The following is a 12,936-nucleotide window of genomic DNA, read 5'->3' as shown; positions in this document are numbered from 1 at the left end:
GAGGAGTTCGTCGGCGAGCGGCCCCGCCGTCGGGCGCACCGCCTCGACCAGGGCCGGGAGGGCGCGCCCCCGGGTGAGCAGCAGCCGGGCGAACTCGTCGGCCGAGGGCGTGCCGTCCGCGCGGTGGTCCAGGCCGCACTGGCGGGCGACCGCGCGGCAGCAGCGCACCCAGCCGTCGGACAGCGACAGCGGCCCGTCCAGCAGGGTGGTCAGTTCCGCGTAGACCGGGTGGTCGCGTACGTCCTCGTCGGGCCGGGGGAGGAGGTGGTCCACTCCGGCGCTCCGCAGCTCCCACGCCACCCGCTGCCAGGGAATGCCCCAGGCGCGCCGCAGCTCGCCCCGGACGCGCAGCTTCGCGGTCACGAGCCCGACGACGGCGCTCTCCTCGTTCGACCACAGTGGGCCGCCGCTGTAGGCGGGTTCGATGTCCAGGGTGCGTTCGGCCCCGTCGAAGTAGCCGAACCGCCCGTCGCATTCGCTCACTTCGGCGTCGGCGAAGACCCCGGGCTCGCCACTGCCGTGCCAGGCGCGGACGAACTGCCGCCGGGCCATGGGGTGCCAGCGCGGCGGCTCGAACGCGGGCGGCAGCGCCCCGGCCAGCCGCAGTACGGCCAGGTCGCCGTTCCACTCGAAGGCGCCGAGGCCGCCGTCGTCCCTCCGGGGCGGGATCCAGGCCGTCAGCTCGGCATCGGCCTCGACGGTGTGCTCCGGTCCGTGGATCCGTACCGAGACGGCGACCGCCCCCGGGTGATCCGGGGCCAGCATGTCCTTGCCGAGGGCGCTGTTGACCACATGGGCGCAGGTCAGCAGGTGCTGGCGGGGCAGCAGGACCCCCGCGCCCGCCGGTCTTCCGTCGTCCTTGGCCAGGATGGACACGGCGGGCCGTGGCGCGGACCCGCGGGGGTGGAACCAGCCCATGGCTCAGCCCGTGGGCTCGGGCAAGGGCGGCTGCTGCGGCGGCTGTTGCGGGGGTGTGGGCTCACCCGGCGGGGGCGTGGACCCGTCCGGCGGGGGCTGGTCCGGGGGGCGCTGATCCGGTGGCGTCTGGTCCGGCCGCCAGGTGGCCGAAATGGTGAGGCTGGCGCTCCCATTCGCCCCTACGATGCCGAGCTTGAGGTCCTGGCCGACCTGCACCCCGAACTCCACGGTGAACTCCTGCGGCGGATGGGGTGCCGAGCGGACCGCGTCGTGCACGTCCTGGAGCACCGAGCCCAGCCCCTGGAGGACGACGCCGAGACCCGCGTCGGCGACCGCGGCCGCGGCCCGCGTCCCGCGCCCGACCGGGGTCACGCCCCCCACACCGCCTACGCCGCCGTAGGCATCGGCGAGCGAGGCGTCTCCCACGGGGGCGAGTTCCAGCCGTACGGACGTGCCGTCTGCCAGGGGTATCTCTCGGTGTTCCGTCACCTCTTCATCATGCCGATCACCCAGGCCCCCGGTCTGCTGTTTCGTCGCAAAATCCCCGGAAGAGGGGCCGGTTGCCCAGCGATGGCCGCGCTCGGACGTCGATGTCGGATTCCCGCGAGCCCGGGGGCGCGCGGTGGCCGATGCTGGAGCCATGTACACCGATACCGACCGGTGCCTCAGGGCCGCACGGGCCAAGGACGCCCGCTTCGACGGATGGTTCTTCATCGCCGTCGTCACCACCCGCATCTACTGCCGTCCGAGCTGTCCGGTCGTCGGTCCCAAGCCCGAGAACATGCGGTTCTACCCGAGTGCCGCGGCCGCTCAGCAGGCCGGATTCCGGGCCTGCAAGCGGTGCCGCCCCGACGCCAGCCCCGGATCGCCGCAGTGGAACGAGCGGGCCGACCTCGTCGCCCGCGCCATGCGGCTGATCGCCGACGGGGTGGTCGACCGGGAGGGGGTGCCGGGGCTGGCCGCCCGGCTCGGCTACAGCACCCGGCAGATCGAGCGGCAGCTGCTGGCCGAGCTGGGCGCCGGGCCGCTCGCGCTGGCCCGGGCGCAGCGGGCGCAGACGGCGCGGCTGCTGATCGAGACCAGCGGGCTGCCGATGGCGGACATCGCGTTCGCGGCCGGGTTCGCCAGCATCCGGGCGTTCAACGAGACCGTACGGGAGGTGTTCGCGCTCTCCCCGACCGAGCTGCGGCAGCGCGCCGAGCGCGGGCCGCGGCCCGCCGTGCCGGGGGCGCTGACGCTGCGGCTGCCGTTCCGGGCGCCGCTGTGCCCGGACAACCTCTTCGGCCACCTCGCCGCCACCGCCGTACCCGGGGTGGAGGAGTGGCGCGACGGGGCGTACCGGCGCACCCTGCGGCTGCCGTACGGGCCCGGGGTCGTCGCCCTCGCCCCGCGCCCCGACCACATCGCCTGCCAGCTGTCCCTGGCCGATCTGCGGGATCTGTCCGGGGCGATCAGCCGCTGCCGTCGGCTGCTCGATCTGGACGCCGACCCGGGCCGCCGTCGACGACCTGCTGCGCACCGACCACCAGCTGCAACCGCTGGTCGACAAGGCGCCGGGCGACGGGTGCCGCGTCGGCGGACGCGGAGAGTTCGCGGTACGGGCGGTACTCGGTCAGCAGGTGTCCACGGCCGCGGCCCGCACCCTCGCCGCCCGGCTGGTGACCGCGCACGGCGACCAGGTCACCGACCCGGGCGGCGGGCTCACCCACCTCTTTCCGACCGCCGGGGCCCTCGCCGGACTGGACCCCGAGGCGCTGGCCATGCCGCGCACCCGCCGCGCCACGCTCACCGGGCTGGTCGACGCGCTCGCCGAGGGGCGGGTCGCGCTCGGCGTCGGCAGCGACTGGGACGCGGCCAGGGCGGGCCTCGGCACCCTGTCCGGGCTCGGGCCCTGGACCGTCGAGGTCATCGCGATGCGCGGCCTCGGCGACCCGGACGCGTTCCTCGCCACCGACCTCGGCGTCCGCAAGGCCGCCGCCGAGCTGGGGCTGCCCGCCACGCCCGGCGCCCTCACCCGGCACGCCGCGCGCTGGCGGCCCTGGCGCGCGTACGCCGTCCAGTACCTCTGGGCCACCGACGGCGCCCACGCCATCAACCGCCTGCCCGCGTGACCGGCATGCCGGGCTGCCGGGCTGGTCCGCGCGACGCGCTGCCGCGCCCGGACGCCCAGGTCCTGTACGGCGGATCTTCGCGGATCGGCCCGCGGCTTCCAGTGCCGGAGACAACGCAAAGAGGTGCCGTGCCAGGCGTCGCGGACCCGCGACGATCCGCCGGACAGGGCCGAGTCGTCTGCCCGCCCGCACGCCTGGCGGCCTGGCGGCGACCCGCCCGACGCGCCTACCGGGCTGACCCGCCCGACCCGCCCGACCCGCCCGACCCGGCCGCCCCTCCCGATCCGGCCGCCCCCTCCCGATCCGTCTGCGCCAGCCCCGCCCGAACCAGGAGAATCCACCCGTGACCCGCACCCACACCACCATCGACAGCCCGTACGGCCCGCTCACCCTGGTGGCCACCGGCGCCGAACTGTCCGGCCTCTACATGACCGAGCAGCGCCACCGCCCGCCCGAGGAGACCTTCGGCGCCCCCGGCGACCCCGACGACGCCCCGTTCGCCGCCGCCATCCGCCAGCTCGGCGCCTACTTCGCGGGCGAGCTGACCGCGTTCGACCTGCCGCTCCACCTCGACGGCACACCGTTCCAGCGCCGCGTCTGGGACGCGCTGTGCCGCATCCCGTACGGCGAGACCTGGACGTACGGCCAACTCGCCGACCGCATCGGGCAGCCCACCGCCTCCCGCGCCGTGGGCCTGGCCAACGGCAAGAACCCGGTCGGCATCATCGTCCCCTGCCATCGCGTCGTCGGCTCCACCGGCAGCCTCACCGGCTACGGCGGCGGGCTGGACCGCAAGCGGCGGCTTCTGGACTTCGAGTCACGCACTTTTTCCCGCGACCTGGCATAGCGGCGCGGCCCCGCACACGTCCAAGGAGGTGACCGACCACCGACAGACAACCGATCACGGGGAACCATGGATGACGAGGAAGAGCGGAGCTTCCGCGCGTTCGTCGCGGCCCGCTCGCCCGCGCTGATGCGCTCCGCCACCCTGCTCACCGGCGGCGACACCCACGCCGCCGAGGATCTGCTCCAGACCGCCCTGGCGAAGACGGCCGGGCGCTGGAAGCGGCTGGAGAGCCCCGAGGCGTACGTACGGCAGGTGCTCTACCGTCAGCAGGTCAGCCTGTGGCGGCTGCTGCGCTCGCACCGCGAGACCACCGTGGCCGACGTGGCCGAGCTTCCGGACACCCCGGCCCGCGAGGACGGCACCGGCGCGGCGGAGCTGCGGATCCTGGTGCGGCGGGCGCTGGCCCGGCTGACCATCCGTCAGCGGGCCATGCTGGTGCTGCGCTATTTCGAGGACTGCCCGGAGCGCGAGGTGGCCGAGCTGCTCGGCTGTTCGGTGGGGACGGTCCGCAGTACGACACACCGCGCCCTGGCCCGGTTGCGCACCCTCGTGCCCGAGCTGGACCCCGCCGCGGCGTGCGGCCTGGGCGTCGGCAACTCATCCGTGGAGGTGCGCCAGTGAACGCCGATCAGCTGCTGAGGGACACCCTTCGGGAATGGTCCGAGGAGACGTCCGCCCCGGCGGGGCGCGATCTGGCGAGCCGTGCGCTGCGCCGCCGCCGCAACCGCAGCCGCCGCCGTATCGCCACGGCGACGGGCGCCGCGGTGCTCGCCCTGCTGGCGGGCGGTGCGGCGGTGGTGGTGCCGATGCTGGAGGGCCCCCAGAACGTCCACCTCTCGGGCCCGGCCCCCGCGCCGGACCCCGACCGCGTGCTCGCGCACCCGGACGAGTCACCGCCGCGCCACCTCGTCGCCGCCGGTGATCTCGCGGTGTCGGCGTACCGGACGGGCGAGACGCCGGAGAAGGCCTACGACTGGTACCTGTACGACACCGGGAAGCAGCGGTACGAGAAGACGCCCTGGGGCGCTCTGGACGTGGCCCCCGGTATGAAGGCCGCGGCCGTCCTGGAGAAGACGCTGCCCACGTCCCGCGTCGGGATCCTCGACCTGAGGACCGGCAAGGTCGCCCAGTGGGTTCCGCTGGACCACGAGGCGGGTGGTGTGTCGTGGTCGCCCGACGGCACGCGGCTGGCGGTGACCACGTACAGCGGCGATCCGGACGTCGAAGCGACCCCGGCCAACCGCGAGACCGCGCCCGGCAGGACCGGCTACTACGTGATCGACATCGAAACCGGCGACAAGCGCTACCGCCCACTGCCCGCCTCCATCGGAGGGCGCAGCGACCTCGGATGGAGCCGGGACGGCACGCGGCTGGCCGACCCGGCCCCGACGCGTGGCCCCTACCTGGCCTATTACGACATCCAGGGCCGTCCGGCCGGGACCCCGCCCTACGAGGGCCTCGGCGCGACGGACGCGGGCCGCTCGCCGGACGGCCGCTACTACGCCACCGGCGACGGGCGGACGGGCGAGGTGAAGGACGCACGCACCCACCGCAGGGTCGGCGACGGGTTCACCGGGGCCCCGCTCGCCTGGACCAGCGACGACCGGCTGCTGCGCTGGGGGGACTGCGGCGACGACTGCACCGACGACCGCTACGAGCGGCTGGTGCTGACCGACCCGGAGGGCGGCACCACCGTCCCGCTCACCGGCTTCCGGGCGTCCGAGGGCCACGGCGCGTGGGAGCCGCTGATCACCCGCCGCTGACGCCCGCCGCGGGGGTCAGTTCCCCTCGGCGATCCGTTCCAGCAGCGCGGGCAGCGCCGTACCGATGGGCTCGCGGACGACCTCGTCCGCGAGTTCGTCGTACGGCGTCGGCTCGGCGTTGACGATGATCAGCCGGGCGCCGCTCTCGGCGGCCATCCCGGCGAGCGACGCCGCGGGCTGCACCTGGAGGCTGGTGCCGACCGCGATGAAGACCTGGCACGCCCGCGCCACCGCCACCGCCGCGGTCAGCACCTCCGGGTCGAGCCCCTGCCCGAACATCACCGTCGCCGACTTCAGGATCCCGCCGCACTCCCGGCACGCCGGGTCCGTCTCGCCCGCCGCGACCCGCTCCAGCGCCTCGTCCATCCCGGAGCGCTCCTCGCAGTGGGTGCACTGCACGACGCGCGCGGTGCCGTGCAGTTCGAGCACCTTGCGCTCGGGCATCCCGGCCAGCTGGTGCAGCCCGTCCACGTTCTGCGTGATCACGCGCACCGGGACCCCCGACCGCTCGAGCCGCGCCACGGCCTCGTGCGCGCCGTTCGGCCGGGCGTGCAGCGCCTTGCTCTCCCGGCGCATCTGCCAGGAGCGGCGCCGGATGTCCGGGTCGGTCATGTAGTAGTCGTACGTCACGAGCTTCTCGGCCTCGGGATCGCGCCGCCACAGCCCCTGCGGGCCGCGGTAGTCGGGAATGCCGGAATCCGTCGAGATGCCCGCCCCGCTGAGGATCGCGACGAGGGGCCGACGCGTCGTCTCGCTGCTCATGCGGCGAGCGTACGCACGCCATGCGGGCGGCGGCGAACGGGTTGTTCCGGACCGATAGAGTCCGCTCCGGCACCAGGTCGAACACGGCGTGACGGGGAGAGTGCAAGATGGGCCGGTTCCTATGGCTGAGCGAGCAGACCCTGAGCAAGGGGGAACAACCACCGCAGGACGGGCGCGTCACCCGGCAGATACGGATCTCCGACACAGCCCCCCAGCCCGACCGCACCTTCCATTCCCTCGCCTTCCCCGAGCGCCGCGACCCGCCCGGCGGCGACCTGAAGGCGTACCGCACCGCCCGCAAGGACGGCACCCGCGCCTTCACCCTCTGGGCCGACCAGTACCGGCAGCAGGTGTTCGCCCACGTGGTCACCAAGTCGGCGACCAAGGGCGGCCCGGCCACGTACGAGGTGGTGGGCGCCGCCGGTGAACCCCTCGCCCTCATCACCCGCGATCCGGCCATGAAGGGCGGCCGTGTCCGCACCCGCTGGACCGTCCAGCAGGCGGGCGCGCCGACCGCGGTGGGGCTGAAGGGGCGGCCCTTCTGGTGGTTCGTGTGGTGGCTCATCTCGCCCATCCAGCTGGCCATCGCGATCGGCAGCATCATCGGCGGCGGCGACATCGCCCGCACCCCGCGCCGTACGAGGTGGCGCATCGACCGCCGGGTCGTCCTCGACTTCCAGAGCGGCGCCGGCAGCGCGTTCGAGCTGGAGGTGCTGGAGGACTGGTGGGACGACCGTGTCACCGCCGCCCTGGTCGCCCTCCTCGGCAGCCACGACAGCTGGCTGGGCAACGCGTGGGATGTGGCGGGGGAGTGACGGGTGTCGGCGGCTCAGCCGCCGACGTCACTCGCGTCCACGATGTCGGCCTCGGCCGGAGGCCGCACATCCTGTGGCTCGTCGAAGGCGCTGAACCTGGTGATGCTGTGATAGTCCGCGCCTTCGTAGACGACTTTGAGTATGTACGGCTTGCCCTCAGTGGCGACGTAAAAGGTGTAGGTCCCTCCCTCGTCCGCCTTGTCGGTCACCAGCAACCGGATCGCGGGGCTGCCGTCGACCTCGGTCGGTTTGCGCTTCTTCGCCACGCCGAAGGAGGCGAACTCCCAGGTGCATTGGACAAGCCCGTCCTCTTGCTTCGCTTCGCTGGTGGGGGCCTTGTCCCAGTGATCCTGGCCCTGCCTGCGGACGTAGTACGTCGCGCCGATCCTGATCTGTTCGAGGCTGGGGCCTGTGGCCCAGGTCGTCTTGGAGGCACACCTTCGCTTGAGGTCGGTCGTGACATGGGTGGAGAAGTCTTCGCCGCCGGTCACGATGGTGTCCCCGTCGATGGTCACCGATGAGAGTGCCTTCATCGCGTCGTTCGCGGTGTCGAGCATCTGCTGGGCGGAGGGCTCCTTCGAGGCGGAGGGCTCCTTCGCGGTGGCGTCGTGTGTACATCCGGCCACGGTTGCGCCCAGCGTCAGGCAGGCGAGCGCAGCCGTCACGGTGGTCGATGTCGTTCGCACAAATCCCCCCAGATTGTGAGCGGTTCAGAGTACCGGATGGTGGGATGGCGGATCCCAGGGACGAGGACGCGGGCGCAGGCGAAGCCCCCGGTGGCAGGCCCGAGCGCACCTCGCACCCGCACCGGCAGGCGAGCCCCGCACGCCGCGCGGGCGATGACGAGCGCCTTTATCCGGAACGGTAGAGTCCGGCCGGGCGCAAGATCATCACCGCGGACGGGGAGAGCACGGATGAGGAAGTTCCTATGGCTGGGCGGGTCGACCCCGGACGAGGGTGGGCCGGACGGGTGCGTGGCCCACACGATACGGATTTCCGACCAGCGCACCGCGCGCCACCGCACCAAGACGCCGCTGGCCTTCCCCGAGTGGCAGGACCCGTCCGGCGGCGGCTTGGACGAGTACCTTGCCGCCCGCAAGGACGGCACCCGCGCCTTCGTCCTCTGGGCCGATTCCCGCCGCGAGCGCGTGTTCGCGACGGTGGCCACCACCTCGGCGCGGAAGGGCGGTGCGGCCACGTACGAGGTGCTGGGCGCCGCAGGTGAGTCCCTGGCCGTCATCACCCGCCACCCGGCCATGAAGCGCGGACTCCGCACCCGCTGGACCGTCCAGCAGACCGGGGCGCGGCGAGCTTCCGGTGTGAAGGGCCGGCTCTTCTGGTGGCTCGTGTGGTGGCTGACCCTGCCCCTCCAGGCCGTCATCGTCGTCGCCGGCGCCGTCCAGAGCGGCATGGCCGACGAGGCCGCCCAGGCCCCGCGCCGCACCAAGTGGCGCGCGGGCTGGCGCGTGGTCCTCGACTACCGCCGTGGCCCCTCGAGCAGCTTCGAACTGGAGGTACGCGCGGACTGGTGGGACGACCGCGTCGTCGCCGCCCTCGTCGCCCTCCTGCGCAGCCACGACGGCTGGATGGGGGCCGATTGGGACACCGCACGGTCAGCCGGGACGGCTGGGCCCGCTTCGTGCGGTTCATAGGGCGCGGACGGACTCCTCCCACAGCCGGTCGGCGGCCGCGGGGTCGAGGGCGTAGGGGGCGACGCCGTTCATGAACTCGGCGGTGACCGGGGTCATCGACGGTCGCCGGGTGACCGGCAGGGCCTCGGCGCAGTCCGCGAAGTAGCGTCCGCTGACGCCCTCCAGCAGGGGTGACACGGCGAGGAGGACGGTGGTGGCCGCGCCCTGTTCCACCGTCTTGCGCAGCCCCTCCTCCATGGTGATGCCCTCGGGCCTGCCCGTGTGGCGGGTCAGGTTGGTCGGGACGGAGCCGGGGGCGATGGCGTTGACGGCGATGCCGTCGTCGGCCCACCGGGCGGCGGCGCCGACGGCGAAGAGGATGTTGGCGGTCTTGGACTGGCCGTACGCCTGCCAGGGGTCGTAGGGCCGGAACGCGAAGTGGATGTCGTCGAAGACGACCGGCGAGAGCAGATGGCCGGAAGAGCTGACCGAGACGACCCGGGCGCCGTCTGCCGCCGCGAGCGCCCGTCGCAGGCCCGTGGTGAGGGCGAAGTGCCCCCGGTGGTTGACGGCGAACTGGGTCTCCCAGCCGTCGGGCGTGAGCCGCAGTTCCGGCAGGGCCATGACGCCCGCGTTGTCGACCAGCACATGGAGCGGCTCGTTCCAGTCGGCGACGAAGGCCGCTACCGACGACGGGTCGGCCAGTTCGAGGCGGGCCACGCGCATCTCCTTGTTGCCCGTGGCCTCGGTGATACCCGCGGCCACCGCGGCGCCCGCGGTCAGGTCGCGGACCGCGAGGGTGACCTCGGCTCCGGCGGCCGCCAGGACCCGGGCGGTCTCCGTGCCGAGTCCGGAGGACGCCCCGGTGACGATGGCCCGCTTCCCGGACAGGTCGGCGTCGGCGGCGACCTCGGCGGCGGTCGACCGGGGTCCGAAAGGTGTGGTGAGGAGTGTCATGCCCGCCACGGTGCTCCCGGCCCAGTCCGGTACCCAGAGCCCCGCCCATCCTGGGAGTGACAGGACCAGGCTCAGCGCCGCCCGGCGGCCGTACGGTGGACCGCATGGTGAGCGACCATCGGGCGGACACCCCGCTCGGCGCGTATCTGAGGGCCCGGCGTGAGCTGATCCGCCCGGAGGACGTGGGGCTGCCCGCGGCCGGGCGGCGCCGCGTGCCGGGGTTGCGCCGGGAGGAGCTGGCGCTGCTGGCCGGGATCAGCGCCGACTACTACCTGCGCCTGGAGCAGGGGCGAGACCGGCACCCCTCCGCCCAGGTCGTCGACGCCCTGGCCCGTGCGCTCCGGCTGGACGACGACGCCACCGCCCATCTGCATCGCCTGGCCGTGCCGGACCGTCCCCGCCGCCGCGCGCCCTCCCGCCGTCCCGAACGCGTTCCGCAGGGTATCCGGCAGCTCATCGCGACCTGGCCGCACACCCCCGCCTTCGTACAGGGGCGCCTGCTGGACGTCCTCGCCGCCAATCCGCTCGCCCAGGCGCTCTCCCCGCTGTTCGCACCCGGCACCAACATGCTCCGCGCCCTCTTCCTCGACCCCGCCTCCGGCGCTCCCCACGGTCGCTGGGAGGTCAGCACCGAGGGATCGGTCGCCGCCCTGCGCGCGCTCGTCGGCCCCGATGTGGACGACCCCGCGCTGAACGAACTCGTCGGCGAGCTGTCCGTACGCAGCGAACGCTTCCGGCAGCTGTGGGCCCGGCACGACGTCCGTCCCAAGCGCAGCGGCAGCAGCACGATCATGAACCCGCAGGTCGGCGCGCTGGAACTGCGGCACGAGAAGCTGCCGCTCCCCGACACCGACCGCCAGATGCTGATCATCTACCACGCCGAGCCGGGCAGCCCCACCGCCGAACGCCTCGGCCTCCTGGCCTCCCTCGCCGCGTCACCGACCGCCCCGGCCAGCACACCTAGTCCCGTATCGCCAGACGGTGAGTGCGGGCCGCGAGGTCGCTGATGCGGGCGGCGTCGAAGCCGAAGACGGCGCTGCGGATCCGGTCCTCCAGCGGCTCGGTCCACTGCGGCGGGACGGCGGCCGCGCCGCACAGGACGCCCGCGACGGAGCCCGCGGTGGCGCCGTTGGAGTCGGTGTCCAGGCCGCCGCGCACGGTCAGGGTGATCGTGGCGGTGAAGTCGCCCGCGCCGTAGAGGAGCCCGGCGGTGAGGACGGCGGCGTTCGGCACGGTGTGGATCCAGGGCAGGCCGCTGGTCTCGCGTTCCAGCTGGTCCAGCGCGGCCTGCCAAGTCACGCCCGCGTCGTACAGGGACGCGGCGCGGCGGACCATACGGGCCAGGCGGCAGCGCGGCGGGATGCGGTCGAGGGCGGCCTCGACCGCCGTACGCGGGCCGTCGGCCGTGAACGCGGCGGCGATCAGCGCGGCCGCCCACATCGCCCCGTACACCCCGTTGCCGGTGTGCGACAGCACGGCGTCGCGGCGGGCCATGGCGGCGGCGCGGGACGGATCGCCGGGGCTGACCCAGCCGTGGATGTCGGCGCGGATCAGGGCGCCGATCCACTCCTGATAGGGGTTGTCGACGGTCGCGGTGAGCGGGGGTCGCACCCCCGCCGCCAGATTGCGGTACGCGGCCCGCTCGGCGGTGAACGTCTGGAGGTACGGCAGCCGCAGCAGCCACATCTCGCCCACCTGCTCGGTGGTGAAGCCGAAGCCGTGGGTCTCCAGGAGGTGCAGGCCGAGGACGGTGTAGTCGATGTCGTCGTCCCGGGCGCTGCCGTGGATCCGGCCGCGTACGCACTCCTGCCATTCGGGGCGCAGCTCGAACTCCACCGGGTCGGGCGGCGGCTCCAGGGCGGGCAGGTAGTCGGTGAGCGGGAGGGCGTCGGCGCGGCGCAGATAGCGGTCGATGCGGTCACGGGTCCAGACGTCGCCGCGCTCGATGGGCTTGCCGAGCATGTTCCCGGCGACGCGGCCGAGCCAGCCGCCGAGGATCTGGTCCGCGGTCCGGGGCGCGCGTTTGCTGCCGCTGTGGCCCATGTGTCAGGTGTACCCGGATGATGTGGGTGTACCGGGTGGCCGCCCCAGCGGATAAGGTCGGGGCGGCTTCGACCGCCTGAGCGAAAAGCAAGGGGTACCAGGGTGACGGCAGAAGTGAAGACGTGGGCGCAGGGGCAGGCCACGCCGCCGACGCGGGTGCTGATCGCCGCCGACAAGTTCAAGGGCTCGCTCACGGCCGTCGAGGTCGCCGAACGGGTGACGGCGGGGCTGCGGCGCGGCTGGTCCGGCGGTGACGAGTTGCTCCGTATCGACGCGCTGCCGGTCGCCGACGGCGGCGACGGCACGGTCGACGCGGCGGTCGCGGCCGGGTTCGAACGGCGCGAGGCGCGGGTCACCGGGCCGCTGGGCACCCCGGTCACCGCGGCGTACGCGCTGCGCGACGGGACGGCCGTGGTGGAGATGGCCGAGGCGTCCGGGCTGCGGCACCTCCCGGACGGGGTCTTCGCGCCGCTCACCGCCACCACGTACGGCAGCGGTGAGCTGCTGCGGGCGGCGCTCGACGCGGGCGCCCGCACGATCGTCTTCGGCGTCGGCGGCAGCGCCACGACCGACGGCGGCGCCGGGATGCTGAGCGCGCTCGGCGCGCGCTTCCTGCGCGGCGACGGCACGCCCGTCGCGCCGGGCGGCGGCCCGCTGGGCGAACTGGCCACGGCGGACCTGTCCGGGCTGGACCCGCGGCTCGCGTCGACGGAGCTGGTGCTGGCCAGCGACGTCGACAACCCGCTGACCGGGCCGAAGGGCGCGGCGGCGGTGTACGGGCCGCAGAAGGGCGCGAGCGAGGCCGATGTGGCGGCCCTGGACGCCGCCCTCGTCATGTACGTCCGCGTCCTGGAGCGGGCCGTCGGCTCCCGCGCCGCCGAATACGCGGCCGCGCCGGGCGCGGGCGCCGCGGGCGGCATCGGCTTCGGCGCCCTGCTGGGCCTCGGCGCGGCGTTCCGCCCCGGGATCGACGTGATGCTGGACGTCCTGGGCTTCGCCGCCGCGCTGGAGGGGGCCGACCTGGTGATCACGGGGGAGGGCTCGCTGGACGAGCAGACCCTGCACGGCAAGGCCCCGGCGGGCGTCGCG

14 protein-coding genes and 1 pseudogene are annotated in these 12,936 nt (G+C 74.1%); 9 read left to right on the top strand and 6 right to left on the bottom strand.

Annotation, left to right across the window (positions count from 1 at the left end):
- A partial coding sequence (locus SSOG_RS10470) for a S1 family peptidase (protein ID WP_009714187.1) occupies positions 1-918 on the bottom strand: 918 nt, incomplete at its 3' end.
- A 3-nt stretch (positions 919-921) separates the two neighbouring features.
- Positions 922-1,407, bottom strand: coding sequence for a CU044_2847 family protein (locus SSOG_RS10465; RefSeq protein ID WP_009714186.1), 486 nt, complete (start codon positions 1,405-1,407; stop codon positions 922-924).
- Between the two features lie 151 nt (positions 1,408-1,558).
- Between SSOG_RS10465 and SSOG_RS58400 the strand changes: the two are divergent.
- The 5 genes and pseudogenes from SSOG_RS58400 to SSOG_RS10445 all read left to right on the top strand — a co-directional run.
- Positions 1,559-2,431, top strand: a pseudogene (locus SSOG_RS58400) (bifunctional transcriptional activator/DNA repair enzyme AdaA); the annotation flags it as partial.
- Positions 2,432-2,537: 106 nt separating this feature from the next.
- A complete protein-coding gene (locus SSOG_RS58395) occupies positions 2,538-3,029 on the top strand; it encodes a DNA-3-methyladenine glycosylase family protein (RefSeq protein ID WP_425385485.1) in 492 nt (163 codons plus the stop codon).
- Between the two features lie 343 nt (positions 3,030-3,372).
- The gene (locus tag SSOG_RS10455) at positions 3,373-3,876 is read left to right on the top strand and encodes a methylated-DNA--[protein]-cysteine S-methyltransferase (protein WP_009714184.1); all 504 of its coding nucleotides are present in this window, start codon (positions 3,373-3,375) and stop codon (positions 3,874-3,876) included.
- Positions 3,877-3,942: 66 nt separating this feature from the next.
- Positions 3,943-4,497 carry a SigE family RNA polymerase sigma factor gene (locus tag SSOG_RS10450; protein ID WP_009714183.1) on the top strand — a complete coding sequence of 185 codons (555 nt, stop codon included), beginning with the start codon at positions 3,943-3,945 and terminating at the stop codon, positions 4,495-4,497.
- Complete coding sequence (locus SSOG_RS10445) at positions 4,494-5,639, top strand: TolB-like translocation protein (RefSeq protein WP_009714182.1); 1,146 nt, start codon at positions 4,494-4,496, stop codon at positions 5,637-5,639. Before SSOG_RS10450 ends, SSOG_RS10445 begins: the two co-directional genes overlap by 4 nt.
- Positions 5,640-5,654: 15 nt before the next feature.
- Here the strand turns inward: SSOG_RS10445 and SSOG_RS10440 are convergent, their stop codons facing one another.
- Positions 5,655-6,401: an SIR2 family NAD-dependent protein deacylase gene (locus tag SSOG_RS10440; RefSeq protein WP_009714181.1), complete on the bottom strand. Its 747-nt coding sequence runs from the start codon at positions 6,399-6,401 to the stop codon at positions 5,655-5,657.
- A 107-nt stretch (positions 6,402-6,508) separates the two neighbouring features.
- Between SSOG_RS10440 and SSOG_RS10435 the strand changes: the two genes are divergently transcribed.
- Entirely contained in the window at positions 6,509-7,216 is a 708-nt protein-coding gene (locus SSOG_RS10435) for a hypothetical protein (protein WP_009714180.1), read from the top strand.
- Positions 7,217-7,230: 14 nt separating this feature from the next.
- Here the strand turns inward: SSOG_RS10435 and SSOG_RS10430 are convergent, their stop codons facing one another.
- A complete protein-coding gene (locus SSOG_RS10430) occupies positions 7,231-7,881 on the bottom strand; it encodes a hypothetical protein (protein WP_245606267.1) in 651 nt (216 codons plus the stop codon).
- Positions 7,882-8,130: 249 nt separating this feature from the next.
- Here SSOG_RS10430 and SSOG_RS10425 point away from each other — a divergent pair, with 249 nt between their 5' ends.
- Positions 8,131-8,868, top strand: a complete 738-nt coding sequence (locus tag SSOG_RS10425) for a hypothetical protein (protein ID WP_050799838.1) — start codon at positions 8,131-8,133, stop codon at positions 8,866-8,868.
- Here the strand turns inward: SSOG_RS10425 and SSOG_RS10420 are convergent.
- Entirely contained in the window at positions 8,863-9,804 is a 942-nt protein-coding gene (locus SSOG_RS10420) for an SDR family NAD(P)-dependent oxidoreductase (protein ID WP_009714176.1), read from the bottom strand. The two genes, SSOG_RS10425 and SSOG_RS10420, sit on opposite strands and share 6 nt — an antisense overlap.
- A gap of 104 nt (positions 9,805-9,908) precedes the next feature.
- Between SSOG_RS10420 and SSOG_RS10415 the strand changes: the two genes are divergently transcribed.
- Positions 9,909-10,811: a helix-turn-helix transcriptional regulator gene (locus tag SSOG_RS10415; protein ID WP_039940939.1), complete on the top strand. Its 903-nt coding sequence runs from the start codon at positions 9,909-9,911 to the stop codon at positions 10,809-10,811.
- Here the strand turns inward: SSOG_RS10415 and SSOG_RS10410 are convergent.
- Positions 10,765-11,847, bottom strand: a complete 1,083-nt coding sequence (locus tag SSOG_RS10410; protein WP_009714175.1) for an ADP-ribosylglycohydrolase family protein — start codon at positions 11,845-11,847, stop codon at positions 10,765-10,767. The two genes, SSOG_RS10415 and SSOG_RS10410, sit on opposite strands and share 47 nt — an antisense overlap.
- 156 nt (positions 11,848-12,003) lie before the next feature.
- Between SSOG_RS10410 and SSOG_RS10405 the strand changes: the two genes are divergently transcribed.
- Positions 12,004-12,936 (top strand): glycerate kinase (locus SSOG_RS10405; RefSeq protein WP_039940937.1); only part of this gene is annotated, 933 nt, incomplete at its 3' end.

This window comes from Streptomyces himastatinicus ATCC 53653, from assembly GCF_000158915.1.
GTDB lineage: Bacteria > Actinomycetota > Actinomycetes > Streptomycetales > Streptomycetaceae > Streptomyces > Streptomyces himastatinicus.
This window is presented reverse-complemented; position numbering and strand designations above follow the sequence as displayed.